The organism is Candidatus Magnetominusculus dajiuhuensis, from assembly GCF_046044395.1.
GTDB classification, from domain to species: Bacteria; Nitrospirota; Thermodesulfovibrionia; order Thermodesulfovibrionales; family Magnetobacteriaceae; genus Magnetominusculus; species Magnetominusculus dajiuhuensis.
Genome location: NZ_JBJUSG010000012.1, coordinates 14140 through 28429 on the forward strand (window position 1 = coordinate 14140; position 14290 = coordinate 28429).

The 14290-nt window shown below is 44.9% G+C and carries 11 protein-coding genes; 6 read left to right on the forward strand and 5 right to left on the reverse strand.

Annotated elements, in window-relative coordinates; all coding sequences use genetic code 11:
• Positions 1 to 10 precede the first annotated feature (10 nt).
• Entirely contained in the window at positions 11 to 478 is a 468-nt protein-coding gene (locus tag AB7D94_RS03175; RefSeq protein WP_420264277.1) for a hypothetical protein, read from the reverse strand.
• Complete coding sequence (locus tag AB7D94_RS03180; protein WP_420264278.1) at positions 475 to 1851, reverse strand: AAA family ATPase; 1377 nt, start codon at positions 1849 to 1851, stop codon at positions 475 to 477. The genes AB7D94_RS03175 and AB7D94_RS03180 overlap by 4 nt, the downstream gene beginning before the upstream one ends.
• A 95-nt stretch (positions 1852 to 1946) precedes the next feature.
• On the opposite strand from AB7D94_RS03180, the gene AB7D94_RS03185 reads away from it, so the two are divergent.
• The gene (locus AB7D94_RS03185) at positions 1947 to 2228 is read left to right on the forward strand and encodes a hypothetical protein (protein WP_420264279.1); all 282 of its coding nucleotides are present in this window, start codon (positions 1947 to 1949) and stop codon (positions 2226 to 2228) included.
• A 79-nt stretch (positions 2229 to 2307) separates the two neighbouring features.
• Positions 2308 to 3333 (forward strand): TonB-dependent receptor, encoded by a 1026-nt coding sequence (locus tag AB7D94_RS03190; protein ID WP_420264280.1) that lies wholly within the window; start codon positions 2308 to 2310, stop codon positions 3331 to 3333.
• A 70-nt stretch (positions 3334 to 3403) separates the two neighbouring features.
• Here the strand turns inward: AB7D94_RS03190 and AB7D94_RS03195 are convergent, their stop codons facing one another.
• Positions 3404 to 4573, reverse strand: coding sequence for a class I SAM-dependent methyltransferase (locus AB7D94_RS03195; RefSeq protein WP_420264281.1), 1170 nt, complete (start codon positions 4571 to 4573; stop codon positions 3404 to 3406).
• 206 nt (positions 4574 to 4779) lie between these two features.
• On the opposite strand from AB7D94_RS03195, the gene AB7D94_RS03200 reads away from it, so the two are divergent.
• From AB7D94_RS03200 to AB7D94_RS03215, 4 genes are read left to right on the forward strand one after another with little or no spacing between them, the layout of a single operon-like run.
• Positions 4780 to 6891 (forward strand): HAD-IA family hydrolase, encoded by a 2112-nt coding sequence (locus AB7D94_RS03200; protein WP_420264282.1) that lies wholly within the window; start codon positions 4780 to 4782, stop codon positions 6889 to 6891.
• Positions 6888 to 7121 carry a hypothetical protein gene (locus tag AB7D94_RS03205; RefSeq protein ID WP_420264283.1) on the forward strand — a complete coding sequence of 78 codons (234 nt, stop codon included), beginning with the start codon at positions 6888 to 6890 and terminating at the stop codon, positions 7119 to 7121. Before AB7D94_RS03200 ends, AB7D94_RS03205 begins: the two co-directional genes overlap by 4 nt.
• Complete coding sequence (locus AB7D94_RS03210; protein ID WP_420264284.1) at positions 7082 to 11989, forward strand: glycosyltransferase family 2 protein; 4908 nt, start codon at positions 7082 to 7084, stop codon at positions 11987 to 11989. The genes AB7D94_RS03205 and AB7D94_RS03210 overlap by 40 nt, the downstream gene beginning before the upstream one ends.
• Before the next feature lie 17 nt (positions 11990 to 12006).
• The gene (locus AB7D94_RS03215) at positions 12007 to 12213 is read left to right on the forward strand and encodes a DUF8180 domain-containing protein (protein WP_420264285.1); all 207 of its coding nucleotides are present in this window, start codon (positions 12007 to 12009) and stop codon (positions 12211 to 12213) included.
• Between the two features lie 101 nt (positions 12214 to 12314).
• Here AB7D94_RS03215 and AB7D94_RS03220 read toward each other — a convergent pair whose 3' ends face one another.
• The gene (locus AB7D94_RS03220) at positions 12315 to 12929 is read right to left on the reverse strand and encodes a CBS domain-containing protein (protein WP_420264286.1); all 615 of its coding nucleotides are present in this window, start codon (positions 12927 to 12929) and stop codon (positions 12315 to 12317) included.
• Positions 12930 to 12971: 42 nt separating this feature from the next.
• A complete protein-coding gene (locus AB7D94_RS03225; protein WP_420264287.1) occupies positions 12972 to 14279 on the reverse strand; it encodes a diguanylate cyclase domain-containing protein in 1308 nt (435 codons plus the stop codon).
• Positions 14280 to 14290 lie beyond the last annotated feature (11 nt).

Below are 14290 nucleotides of genomic sequence, written 5' to 3' on the forward strand. Positions count from 1 at the left end.
GCGTGCGGCGTTAAACTATTTTCTCATAGGGAGTCTGTACAATTTCCAGTTCACCGTTCTTGTTTTCCAATTCAGTGTCCAACCTAATTCTTTCTGGAGGAAGTACATTAGGAGGATTGTTAACAACTGATGAGACTATATAGGCGTATACTGATTTAGAGTTTTTATAAAATTCATTTATCTTAAATCTATTTAATGTCATCAGAATTTGTTTTATAGCCTTTAATTTATGACTCCCTTTCAACTCTATAAAATAAAGTATCCTATCATCACAATTTACGTATAAATAATCACATTTCATTTGCTCTTGCCTAATAACACAGTCATCTATCCTAATGACCATGAACCTCTTTCTGGAGATGTTATTTATTGCAAATGATTTATCATTTTCTTCTACAGGAATTATCTCATCATTTCCGTCATACTTAATACAACATTCAAATTCAAGATATTCATTTCTAAATGTTTCACAAATCATATTATTTTTTTTATTTTGAATAGTTTTTCGTAATCATCTTCTATCTCATCAGACGCCTTATCAATTGCCTCAGCCTTGATAAAATTCACTTCTCTATCTACAATATCGGTACATACTCCATCTTCCAGTTCGAACACACCAACTTTATCTATATCAATCCACATATCTTTATCAACGATGGCAGATACTTCACTTTCTTTGTCGGTTTTTTGGGCAATGTTGTTTGCAAATATCAGATTATTAAGGCTTGTCAAAATGTATGGGCTATGAGTGGTTATTATCATCTGGCTATTGGTGGCTTTCATAACGAAACTTATAAATTCGACCAGTTTCCTTTGAGCTATAGGGTATAGGTGCGCTTCAGGTTCCTCTACAATGAATAAAACTTTTTGCTCATCAAGCAGTATCTTATATAACGTTAATAAAATCCAGAGACTTTCTTGCTGTCCCGAAGAGGCAAATTGTATTTCTACGTATTTATCTTTTCCTATATATAATCTATCTTCATCATTTTCATATACATAATCAGCCTTTAGTATTTCTTTCATCATATCAATTGCTTTGGTATGAGGATGTGTTCCTTCTATATTTTCTTTCATAACTTGTGAATGAAAAAACCTAAAGCGTTTAATCCTTTCTATGAAATTACCAGTTAAGAGATCTTTACGCTTAATATCTTCTTTATCCATCAGATCAGCAAATACCGTTGCCATAGTTCGCCCTGCTGGAATATAGATGACAGTAGTATCGTCATTAAACAATTTGTTTAATTCGACTTTTAACTCTCTGAAATACCTTTCCTTCTCTTCATTAAGCATCGCAATATCCACATCTGATAACGAATTTGTTAACTTCTCATCAATAAGCCTTATCTTTTTCTTATTAAGAATAGTTTTATCATATAACTGAAAATAAGCATATTCCAATGGGTGGCTCATTTGAATATCAAGAATAGATACAGTATTTTTATTTGTCTGAGTCTCTAATGTTATTACTATACTTATATTCTCAGTATATTTGTTGTTATTACGATACGTTGTTTTACTATAAACATACAGAATATTCATATCTCCTGCGAGATATGTATGTCCGTAAATATCATGAAATTTGCGTGTTATTCGTTTTACGAAATCATTATGCAAATCAGGGATAACACTTTCATTGTAATCAGGTAACTTCTTCATGGCTTCACTAAAATGCCTGTACATCTCGTCTTTTATAGTCCTAAAGAAATAAATCAGCTTACTAATCGTGCTCTTGCCCGTGGCCTGTTGGCCTATCAGGAAGAGGTAATCCTTCACTTCTATTTGCAGGTACTTTATGGGACCAAGATTCTCAAATAGGATCTCATGCAAAATCGGCTCCTCTTTCATAAAATAATGATACCACATTAAGCTATTATATATCAATTTACCATTGACAAAGCCCCTATGCAATGTTTTAACCTATCAGAATGAAAACTGCGGGTGTGATTTTGTTGATAGTTTTTGCCCTGACATTGGTGGTCGTACCGAAGGGGCAAGGTGGTCACTGCGGTAAGTCACCCTCGTTTGCCGCCCTTAATGTCTGCGCCACACCCACGGCGTATCTTTCTAACGTACCGGCGGATATACCGGTTATTAACAAATCTGATTTCGGGGTCATTTCTCCGGGTGTTTCAAAACTCAGACTCTCTCAACAATTTGCTTCCCATGAACCAGTTTTTTCTGACGAAATAAGCCATCCTCCAAACTCAATAGCTACGTCTTAAGACAGCCTGTTTTGCGTTAATGACCTGTGCAGACGGCATCTGTGTGCTGTTTAATTTATGCTGTTAATGGAGGATTATTATGAGAAAAACTATATATCAATTTTTTTTCGGGGCAGCCGCGGTTACCCTGATTGCAATAATAGGAGTTCTAACCCCGTCAGACGTCAGGGCCTGCGCAAGTTGCGGCTGCACGCTTAGTTCAGACTGGGATAACCTGCAATTCTCGTCAACGTCAGGATTAAAGCTGGACTTGCGCTATGATTATCTGAATCAGAATCAATTGCGCAGCGGCACCGGCACGATCTCATCCGCCGACGCAAGCCAGATTATGAACAACGGCAATCCACAGGAAGTCGAGAAATACACCCACAACAACTATCTCACCTTAGGGGCTGACTATACCTTCAGCCGTGAATGGGGAGTTAATCTCCAGGTACCTTATATCAATCGAGACCACAGCACGCTTGGCACGGCCTCAGATGGTTACACACCGGGCGACGGCGGGGGCCAGTACAATTCACATACCTCAAATATTGGAGATATCAAGCTACTGGGGCGCTATCAGGGGTTCACGCCAGAGTGTAACCTCGGCGTCCTTTTTGGGTTTAAACTTCCAACCGGCAAATACACATTGACCGGAACATCAACCGATGCCACAGCCCCAGGGCCAGTTGCCATTGACCGCGGCCTGCAGCCCGGTACCGGCACCACTGACGTAATCATTGGCATATACTATACCAACAACATAACCCCGTCGCTTGATTACTTCGCACAGGCGACTTATCAGGCGGCTCTCTATGAAAGAGATCACTACAGGCCCGGCGAAGGCGTTAATCTTAATCTGGGGCTTCGCTACATGGACCTGCACGTATTTTATCCACAGGTTCAGCTTAACTTCCGGTATGCCCGCCACGACACAGGACTAAACGCGGATTCGGTCAGCACAGGGGGAACACTGCTGTACATTAGTCCGGGCGTCAGTGTGCCGATTGGCGAGCATGTCTCAGCGTACAGCTTCGTTCAATTGCCTGTTTATCAGAACGTTAACGGGGTGCAGCTTGCGCCGCGCTATACGATGTCTTTTGGTGTACGATACACATTTTAGGCACTCACATTTTAGAAGCTATTGGCACGCACGGGAGTTTCCACGGCGATACGAGAGCTCGTTCCGCCTGTTATTTTGTGCAGATACAGGCGATATTGTTGAAGTATGTCGTGCCGTTAATAGTATTGGGGTGGATTTTAACGAATTCGACTTCCCTGAATAACGGGGTCAGCAGGTGGCTCAGGCTGCTTTGATTGAAGAAATTAACGTGCGTTGCCTCAAGGATGTGCCACGGCACTACGTTGTGCTGGTAACACACAGGTATGGCGCTTATGTCGGGGACGGTTATAATAGCCCTCTTCCTTGCGATTCGCGCAATTTCTTTTACCGCGCCTTCAAAGTCAGAGATATGCTCAATGACCTCTGTGCAGATGACGCTCTCAAAACTCCCATCTTCAAACGGATACCATGAGCCATTAGAATATATAGTTACGTACTGTTGAATGTCCGGGTACAGGTTTTCAATGATTGCCGCACTCTCCAGCTCTATGCCAAAGGCCTCAATCCCGATGCCGCGTAGATTTCTTATCAGAGCGCCGCTTCCACACCCGAAATCCAGTACCGGCGACAGCAGGTAGCTGCTGGCTAAATTCATAATAACATCAGACACGAATCTGGACGCTGGCGCAGAGCCGTATATATCATCCCGTGTGGCTGCCGTTGTCCTTGAAATAAGCCCCGCGTAATGAGGGGCAGCAACCTGATATTCGATCTTCGAAGTGAATATCTCCTCTTCCATGAAGGTCACTCTTATGTCCTTAAACGGCGAAGATACCAGATACTCTATTACAAACCCTGTAAAATGATTATTTGTACCGGCGTGAACCGCTATGTCAGCCCTGTATACCCTGTAATAATACTCAACCGGCACTGCGGTCTCGTTTATATACAATTTAATATAGTCTAATACCTGCGAAATATCCTCTAAACACCAGCCTTCTATACGAATAAGCCCGCAAGGCTCCATATCTATCGCGTCGAAACACCCGCCTTGGAACGTTCTCAGGATTTCCTTTCGAATGTTATAAAGCGGCGTCTCCACCGTATTGTCAGTCTGCGGGGGTGCGGCAGGCTCAGCCCCGTTATGATGGGACACTAACGCGACCGTTGGCAGCATCCTGCGTAGTCTGTTCTTAATCCTATGTGATAAACTTTCTTTCACTATTCTCTGTGTTGTCCCACTTCTCTGTGTTGCCCCGCTTCTCTGTGTTGCCAGATTTCTCCATGTCCTGCCATCCATACTGTGCCTGAGCCAGCTCAGCAGTCCGATATACTAACACACTCAAAGAAAAAAAAAAAGCTGTTATTGACAAATAAACGTTTCTTTTTTATAATCAACGATAGTCAATAGAGTTTATGGACATTGACTCCCCCTGTTGTATTGAAGAGTCTAAGCGCTGCTTAGGTATTGATGCGGGTTTGTTCAGAGGTTTCTTGGATTTAAAAATGTTACGCTTAAATTGGTGGAAGGTCAGCAGTGGGCGGCAGGTTAAGACAGTCCGCTCCCTGATGGCTGCCATAGAAGGGTTAATCGGCGGTGTGGACATTGTTTCTTTTGATGTCTTCGATACGCTGTTTGAGAGGGATATTGAACCGCCCGAAAAGGTAAAAGAGGCGGCGGCGCGCGCATTGTCGCAGTTTTTAAACAAAACCCTGGGCATGGCATACTCGTCCCATGAGGTATATTCCCTCAGGAATCTGATAGAGACTAAATTAAGAGAAAAAGCCGGTGCCCAAGGCAAAGACACCGAATGCTCCTTTACAGCCATAGCCGATGAAATGGCACGCGCAATATCAGGGCAGACAAATGAGCCGCTTCGAAGACAGATTATTAAATTCGACCTTGACATCGAAAAAGACGTTATTTATGTAAAAGAGGGTATGATAGAAATCCTTAAGTGGCTCAAATCTCTTAATAAAAGGATAATTGCCATCTCTAACATGTATCTTGATAGGGAGCACTTTGAGGAAATCTTCAGGGAAAAGGCCATAGACGGTTATTTTGACGATATTTATGTCTCCTCAGAGCACGCCATGGGCAAGCACTCAGGCAAATTGTTTGACTATGTGTTATTGAAAGAGCGCGCGGCCCCGGAGCGCCTGCTGCATATCGGCGACCACGCGGAGGCAGACTACCGGGTCCCCCTGCGAATGGGTATAAAGGCCATAAGGCTTTATGATGTGTCGCATCTTAAGAAAAAACATATACTACTTAACTACAACGCCCTCGCCTCGAAAAATCCCTACTGGAGGGGACGTTACGCGCTGCAGCTCATACGTCCTCCTCGTAGCAGGGCCGGAGGGGGCGATTTTTATTACAACTATGGATACTCGTTCTTAGGCCCTGTATATGCGGCCTTTGTCTATGGTGCCATCGGGGAGGTAAAGAGGCATGAGATAAAAAAGGCCTTTTTTATCTCCAGAGAAGGGGAGCTGTTCTTAAACATCTTTAATATATTTGCTCCGGCACTATTGACTGAGCAGGAAACTCCTACGACTGATTATGTCTATTTAACGAGAAAGTCTACCGCCCTGGCCTCCTTATGCAAAGGGCTTCCGCTGGATAAGGCGCTGCTTGGGCTTTGCAACCCGGCTCAAAAGGGCATATACTCTATTTTGAACGTCTTCGGGTTATATCATAAGGATATTGCGGCGCTACTTGGGAAACACGGCTTTAAACATATTGAGGAGCCTATATGGAATTACTGCGATTCACGGATTACTGATTTGCTTGCTGATAAGGACTTTCAGGCTCTCGTGCGCAAGTATGCGGAAGGAGATAAAAATAAATTAGAAAGGTATCTGAATCAACTACATTTTTTTGGCTCCGGCAAGACGGCCTTCATAGATATTGGATGGAGCGCCTCGATTCAAAAATTCCTGCAGGACACATTTATTCCGCGCCATGACTATCCCCATGTCTATGGCCTCTATTTTGGCTTCAGCAACCTTGGCCAATACAACTTTGACGAAACAAGGAACACCGTCATTGGGATACTTCTTGACCAGAGGCGGGCTTCCGCTGTTGAGCAGATATTTGCCCGTTTCGAGGAACTGTTTGAGGAGGGGGCACGGTCGCTCCAGCCCACGACTGTCGGCTATAAAATAAATCCCAAAACAGATATGGTAGAGCCGGTTTTTAAAGATGATAAGGACTCTGGCAGGGCGGTCGAACTCCTTAACAACGATTTGATAAGGGCAATGAAAGAAGGTGCCGTTGATTTCTCTAAGGAATTTCTCAGATCAGTTCTGCTCACCGGCTGTACCTTTGAGGATATTAAACCGTTTATAATGACTACCGCCGAAAGATGTATCGCCTTTCCCTCAAAGGAAGAGATGAGCCACCTCTTCAGAATAAAGCACGCAGAGGACTTCGGCTCTAAAAGCGTTACTGATTTCAGCAGCGACAGAATCAAAAGCCGCACCGCCATCTTAAACCCAACCAGGTTTAAGGCAATGGTAAAGAAATCGAACTGGAGATACGGCACTGTAAAATCTATGGGGATACCGGGGGTTAACCTGCTTTTGAGATATTATGATATAATCAGGGGCTTATGAAGGATAGCTTCTATTTTACAAAGAATCTTGATCTTAAGATATGCACAATTGGGCAGGTAGTTTTTATAGCCCTGCTGCATAGGTTATTATTTTTTAGGAGATACTGTTATATGGACCACTATCCGGCCTTCTCACAGCTTGCGGCGGCATACCTGGCTCACAGCTCGTTTTATCTTTATAACCTGGCGGTATGGATAAAGAGATTGTTTTTGAGGCTGCTAAACAGATGAAATTAAAACAGCGAATAATTGACTTGATAGTTAAAAGCGCAGAGCCAGAGCCGGAGCTGCCACAGTTGCCCCCTCCCCCTCCAGAGATTTCGGCCAACTGCGACAGAACCGTTTTGGCCATCAACGCGATAGACATCATGGGCTGGGCGGTGTCACAACATGGGATAAGGACAATAGAGGTCTCAATCAATGATGTACATATAGGTTGCGCCGTGTATGGCATCGAAAGAAGCGATGTACAGGCGGCCTTCCCCGAAATAGATAATGCCGGCAACGCAGGATTTTGTCTTTTCAGGACGCTTGAGCCGCCGTTGCCCACAGGCATTGCCACACTTGAAATAAAGATAACTTCAAACGGCGAACATGTGGATATAAAGAGGTTTGAGCTTGATGTAACTGATACATATGAAGCGTTCTTACAAGTAGCCGTTCATTGTGACAGGGTATTATTGGATATTAAATCAGTGGAAATGATCGGTTTTGCGGTGTCTCCATACCAGATTGGCCGGTTGGATGTATATATTGACGATATTTATTTACACAGCGTGGTGCCAGGCATTCAACGGCCGGACGCTGAGGCGTTGTATCCGTGTTATAAAGGTGCCATCAACTCTGGTTTTTGTTTATACCACGAATTTGAAGCACCCATTGAGGAAGGCCATCATACTATTTCGTTTAAGGCAACCACTGAAATAGGCATAGCAGAAAGCCCTAATCTGGCCGTTGAAGCGATAAGAGAAACACCGTCCATTTTCTGCGACGAAACTCATCTTGCCACAGACGCCGTTGAAATTATCGGGTTTGCGATATCTGCAAGGAAGATTTCTGGTATAGAAGTGTACATAGATGACGCGTTTGTGGGGGTAGCCCCCTATGGACTCAGCAGAGAAGATGTCGCAAGGGCATATCCATCTCACAAAAACGCCGCTCATTCAGGGTTCTGCTTTTATAAGCCATTCGACATGCCTCTGCAGGGCGGTATTCATACGCTTGCCATTAAGGCCCTAACCCAAGATGGGGATTCTTTAATTAAACTGTGGTCTGCCCAAATTGAGGTTGACAGGAAATACGAGGAACTTACTCACCAAAGGCCGAATATATTTATAAACTGTGACAATGTGCTGCTGACGTTTGACGTTATAGAGATAACCGGCTGGGCGGTATCCCCCGTCGGGACTAAAGAGGTTGACGTTCTTATAGACGGCGTGTTTATAGACAAGGCGGTTTGCGGGGTAGAGAGAGAGGCCAGCATAAGCGAAAGATTCCCGTGCTGCAAAGACAGCGCAAACTCCGGGTTTTGTCTGTATAAGACATTGGAAAGCCCCCTATCACAAGGGCAGCATACCGTTACGCTCAGAGTACGCTCCAACATTGGCCATGAGGGCGCTCTTGAAGTAGTTTGTGAAACAGTCGAAAGTTATGAGTCATACTCACGGAGCAATCCAACGTTTTTTACATCGTTTGACACGCTGCTGGCAACCTGCGAAATAACCAGGGTAATGGGATGGATTGTCACACCGTTGGGGCTGCACTCAGTGGAGATTTTTGTGGATGGTAATTGTGTTGGCAATGCCAAAATAACTGATAGACACGACATTGCGCCGCGCTATCCATGTTATAAAGACACAGAGAGGATATTCTTTACTTTAGAAAAGGTATTTGAGACCCCGCTATCGCATGGTAGACATTCGCTTACCATAAGGGCGACTGCCAAAGATGGACAGACGATGTCGTGGGATTTTGAACATGAATATATTGAAAAATATTGCGACTACCTGATGAGAACTGACCCCAAGGCGCTTATTCAATTAGATAGGGCGAATATTTCGCTGGATTTTATCGAGGTAGGAGGATGGGCGCTGTCACCTGACGGTATAGACAGGGTGGAGGTTTATCTGGACAATGAGTTTATTGGCACTGCCCATTATGGATTCGAACGCAGGGATATGAGAGAGGTATTCCCTTTGCTTAAAGCATTCCCCGACGGGGCAGACTGCGGGTTTATCTTATACCAAAAATTAGACAAGGAGCTTCAGATAGGTTATCACACACTCAAAATAGAGGCGGTTTCCACGTCTGGACTTACCGGGGCGGTGTATGAATATAATTTTATCAACAAGCTATGCAAAGACACTCTCTATCACATACCGAGGGTCCTTATAGCCTGCGACAAGCTGCTGCCAACCCTTGACTTTATAGAAGTCGAGGGTTGGGCACTTTCACCTGACGGGATAGACAGGGTGGAGGTGTATCTGGACAATGAGTTCATCGGCACTGCCCATTATGGATTTACGCGCGCGGATATGAAAGAGACATTCCCTCTGCTTAAGGCGTTTCCAGACGGGGCCGATTGCGGGTTTATCTTATATCAGAAATTAGACAAAGAGATTCAGATAGGTTATCACACACTCAAGGCAGTCGCGGTCTCCACACTAGGACTTACCAGGGCAGTGTATGAGTGTAATTTTGCCAGCAGGCTATACAATGAATATCGCCATGACGTGCCACGGGTCAATCTAAGCTGCGATAAGATACTGATAACCCTTGACTTTATAGAAGTCGAGGGCTGGGCGCTGTCACCTGACGGGATAGACAAGGTGGAGGTGTATTTGGATAACGGGTTTGTTGGCACTGCCCGTTATGGATTTCAGCGCAGGGATATGGAGGAGACATACCCATTACTGAGGACATACCCAAACGGGGTATCTTGCGGGTTTTGTCTATATCAGAAATTAGACAGGCCGCTGCCGGTGGGTTATCACACACTCAAAGTAGTGGCGGTTTCCATGTCCGGCCTTACGAGGGAAATATACGAATACAATTTTATCAACAGGCCATACAAAGGATATCTCCATGATGTGCCGAAAATAATTCTAAGCTGCGACAAACTTCTTGTAACCCCTGACGTCATAGAAGCCGAGGGCTGGGCGGCCAGCCCTGACGGGGTAAGAGGTGTGGAGGTTTACGTTGATGACCAGTACATTGACAAGGCGTTTCATGGCATCAGCACACAGGAGATCGGAAAGATTCTCCCCTGCTATAAGAACAGTTCACATTCGGGCTTTGTCCTTTATAACGCGTATGAGAATAGTTTTACCGCTGGCGACCACTGCGTTACACTTAAAATAATATCCGAAACCGGCCTTGTCAGGGAATGGTCAACGCAGTACTATGTTGCTGATTCGTACGAGAAATATCTGGGGAAAATGCAACATCCACCTCTGAGTAAGATAAAAGGCATTATAGAGGAGTTTCTGTACAGGCCTAAGATATCTGTTGTCACACCGGTATATAACGTATCCCCCCAGTGGCTGGACAAGTGCATTCAATCGGTAGTAGACCAGTACTACGAAAACTGGGAGCTTTGTATCTACGACGACGCCTCTACGCACAAGGAGACAATCGAATGCCTTTATAAATGGAAAGACGCGGATTCGAGGATTAAGATTTCCTTAGGCACAGTGAATATGCACATCTCAGGGGCGACAAACGAGGCGCTGAAAATGGCTGAAGGGGAGTTTATTGCCCTGCTCGATAACGACGACGAGCTGACAAAGGACGCACTCTATGAAAACGTCAAGCTCCTCAACAGCAACCATGAGCTTGACCTCATCTACAGCGACGAGGACAAGCTGGAGAAAGACGGCACACTCTGTGACCCATTTTTTAAGCCGGACTGGTCGCCTGAGCTTTTTTGTTCAATGATGTACACGTGCCATCTTGGCGTCTACAGAAAATCTATCATGGACAAAATCAATGGTTTCAGAAAAGGCTTTGAAGGCTCACAGGACTATGACATGGTGCTGAGATTTACACAACAGACAACCCCTGAGCGCATAGCCCATATACCTAAGGCACTCTACCACTGGAGAAAGATATACGGCTCGGCCTCAGAAAGCTCTCAGTACAAGACATACGCCTTTAAAAGCGCCGTGAAGGCCCTGACAGACTATATGGAAAGGAACTCCATCGAAGGTGAGGTGATAAATGAAAACGACACCGGCCTTTACAGGATTAAGAGGAAGTTGAGGGGAACACCTCTCGTCTCAATTATCATACCGACTAAGGACAAGGTGGAATATTTAGAGAAATGCGTGACATCCCTCATTGACAAGACAGACTATCCCAACGTTGAGATAATAGTATTGGACACCGGCAGCATTGAGCCTGCCACGCGTGAATTTTACGAGGAAATCAGGCAGAGAGAGATAATTAAGAAAATTGATTATCCCAATCCAGAGTTTAACTACGCGGAGGCAAATAACTGGGCGGCAGCGCGGGCACAAGGGCAGTATTTGTTATTTTTGAATAATGATACTGAGGTGATAGAGCGGACGTGGCTTTCAGCGATGATGGAATACGGGCAACTGCCGGAGGTTGGGGCCGTCGGCGCGAAACTGCTCTACCCTGACAACAGCATCCAGCACATGGGTGTCGTGGTTGGCCTCAGGCGCGCGGCCTCACACGTGGGAAGGCTCTATCCTGATAGAAAACCGATGAGTTTCCCATTTCTGCACGCCAAGGACACTGTGAGAAACGTGACCGCCGTAACTGGGGCGTGCCTGTTGATGCGCAAGTCGCTGTTTGATGAGATGGAAGGTTTTGATGTCAAATTCAGGATAGCCTTTAATGACATAGACCTATGCCTGCGCGTGAGAAAGAAAGGCTATAAGGTTATCTATACACCATACGCCAAACTCTACCATCACGAATCAGTAAGCGTGGGAAAACCATACGAGGACACAGACCGATGCGCCGGGCTTTTCGAGGCAGAGGTTAACTTATTCAGAGAGAGATGGGATATAGAGAATTATGTTGACCCGTACTTTAATATAAATCTGGACGAAAGCCTGAGATTTAAACATTAGACACTAAAGGGGAACTCATGGACGATTATGATAAGCTCAATGCAATGCTTCAACACTGGCTGGAACATAACGACGAACACGCAGATACGTATGTTAAATGGGCAGAGAAACCGTCAGTTCTGTCTATCGGCGGCCTGCCGGAGTTGTTAAACAGGATATCCGCCGAGACTAAAAAGATAAGCGGCCTTTTCAGTGAGGCAATAGCCCTTTTAAAGAAGGATTAACGACGAAGGGGGGGTAACCCCCCCTTCACCCCGTATTTTCCACATGTTTTGTCAGTTGAATGCCATCTGCCGCCCGTTGGCGGCTTCAGTGCTCCAATACCCTATACGTTTATTTGAAATAGCGGGGACCTGAAAATATCGCCGCGCGTTATTATTCCAGATAATTTACCCTCTGACGAAAGCGCCGGTATCCTGTTAATCTTCTTAGATACAAAAAGAGAAACGGCCTCATGTATCGGAGCGTTTTCACTTAGACACACCGCTGGCGTTGCCATTATGTCCTTGGCGGTAAGTTCTTTAATCTGCATGGCGTCGCAGCCCCTGCCTCTTAAACAAAGCGCAACTACAGACATAAACGTGAGGGCATGCTCAACCCCCATACGCGAAAGAAAATCCTTCTCCGATATAACACCGACCGGCCGACCCCTATCGTCCACTACCGGAAGGCCGGAGATTGCATTTTCAGAAAGCCTGTCGGCCACTTCTGTAAGCGGCATATCTACTGTGGCAAAGACCACGCCGACTGTCATAACCTCTTTGACAGCCACTGATTTTGTTACCCTGCCTATGGCATGTTTATATGCCGCGAGATACACCTCTTTAAAATCCTCCGGCGTTATGTCGAGATAACCGTTTATGGACTTCATTGCCTCAAAGACATCCTCATCGTTTATTGATACGCAGTAAGATATTTTATCGCTACTACTGTCACGCATTGTAACCTCCGTATTTCTATATTTCTCTTAGATAGACGCTCCTTAACAACACAAAATATGGAGCGACTTTGTTGTCTCGATAATGTCGCAGAACAATGCCGCCATTTGTTCATCCAGCAGTATCCCCTTTGACTCAATGCTGCTTGTAAAGGCCTCCCACTCCTGTACTGTCCAAATGCCATTAGTTTCCACGATAAAACCTGCGGCCTCGTCACAAAGGCGGGATAGTAATTCCTCTATGCTTACAGTGCCAGTCTGCGGTAACAAGTAGAAATTTTTTAGCGTTCCGAGGATTGCGCCGACATGTGGTTCAATCGTCTTCGAAATAAAAAATCCATTTTCTTTGAGACTTATTAAAAACTCAAGCCAATCGCTGTGTTCCCATGCCGCTTTATGCTGTAAGACAAATTTTAACAAGAGTGCGAGCGCCTCCTTTATATTTCCATTAACTTTGTTGTGGACGTCATGAAATAATTGGTAATTATTTTTGCCATTTTCCTTTGCACGGTACATAGCGACATCCGCTTTTTTCAGCAGTGTTTCCGCGTCGTAACCATCTGTCGGATAAAAACTTATCCCTATGCTGGCACCTATAGCGCAGTATGGGGTTTTGAAATGAAACGGCTTACCTATAGATACGACTATCTTTAAGGCAAGCGTCTCCGCATCCCCGGGGCCGGAGAGGTTTGTGAGAATAACCACGAACTCATCACCGCCAAAACGAGCCACAGTGTCCGAGTCGCGTATCTGGTATTTTAATCTTTTGGCTATCTCTATTAACACCTCATCCCCCGCTTCGTGCCCCATACGGTCATTTATACATTTAAAACCGTCAAGGTCTATCATAAGTAAGGCAACATCCTTCTTGTTACGTTTTGCCTGTTTCAGAGCCTGTTCAAGGCGGTCAAAAAACAACGATCGGTTGGGCAGCCCGGTAAGGTAATCGTAATGGGCCAGCTCTTTTATCTTAGTGTCCATCTTATGCTTATACAAAGCTATTTCAATGCTTGACTTCAGGTCCCTGCTGTCAAAGGGTTTGAGCACGTAACCCAAAGGCTCGGTTATCTTAGCCCGCTCCAATGTAGCCTCGTCCGAGTGGGCGGTGAGATAAACAATGGGGATATTAAAGCGCGATCGGATTTCATTCGCGGTATCTATGCCATCTATTTTCCCATGGATGTGTATATCCATAAGGATCAGGTCGGGTCTGTCCTTCTCTGCCTTTTCTATGGCCTCCTCCGACGTCGAAACTGCCGAAGTGACGAGATATCCAAGCCGCTCCAATGTCCCTTGTATGTACGCGCTGCTTATCCCCTCGTCTTCTACTATCATTATTCGCGTCTTATCCATTGGTACTAAGC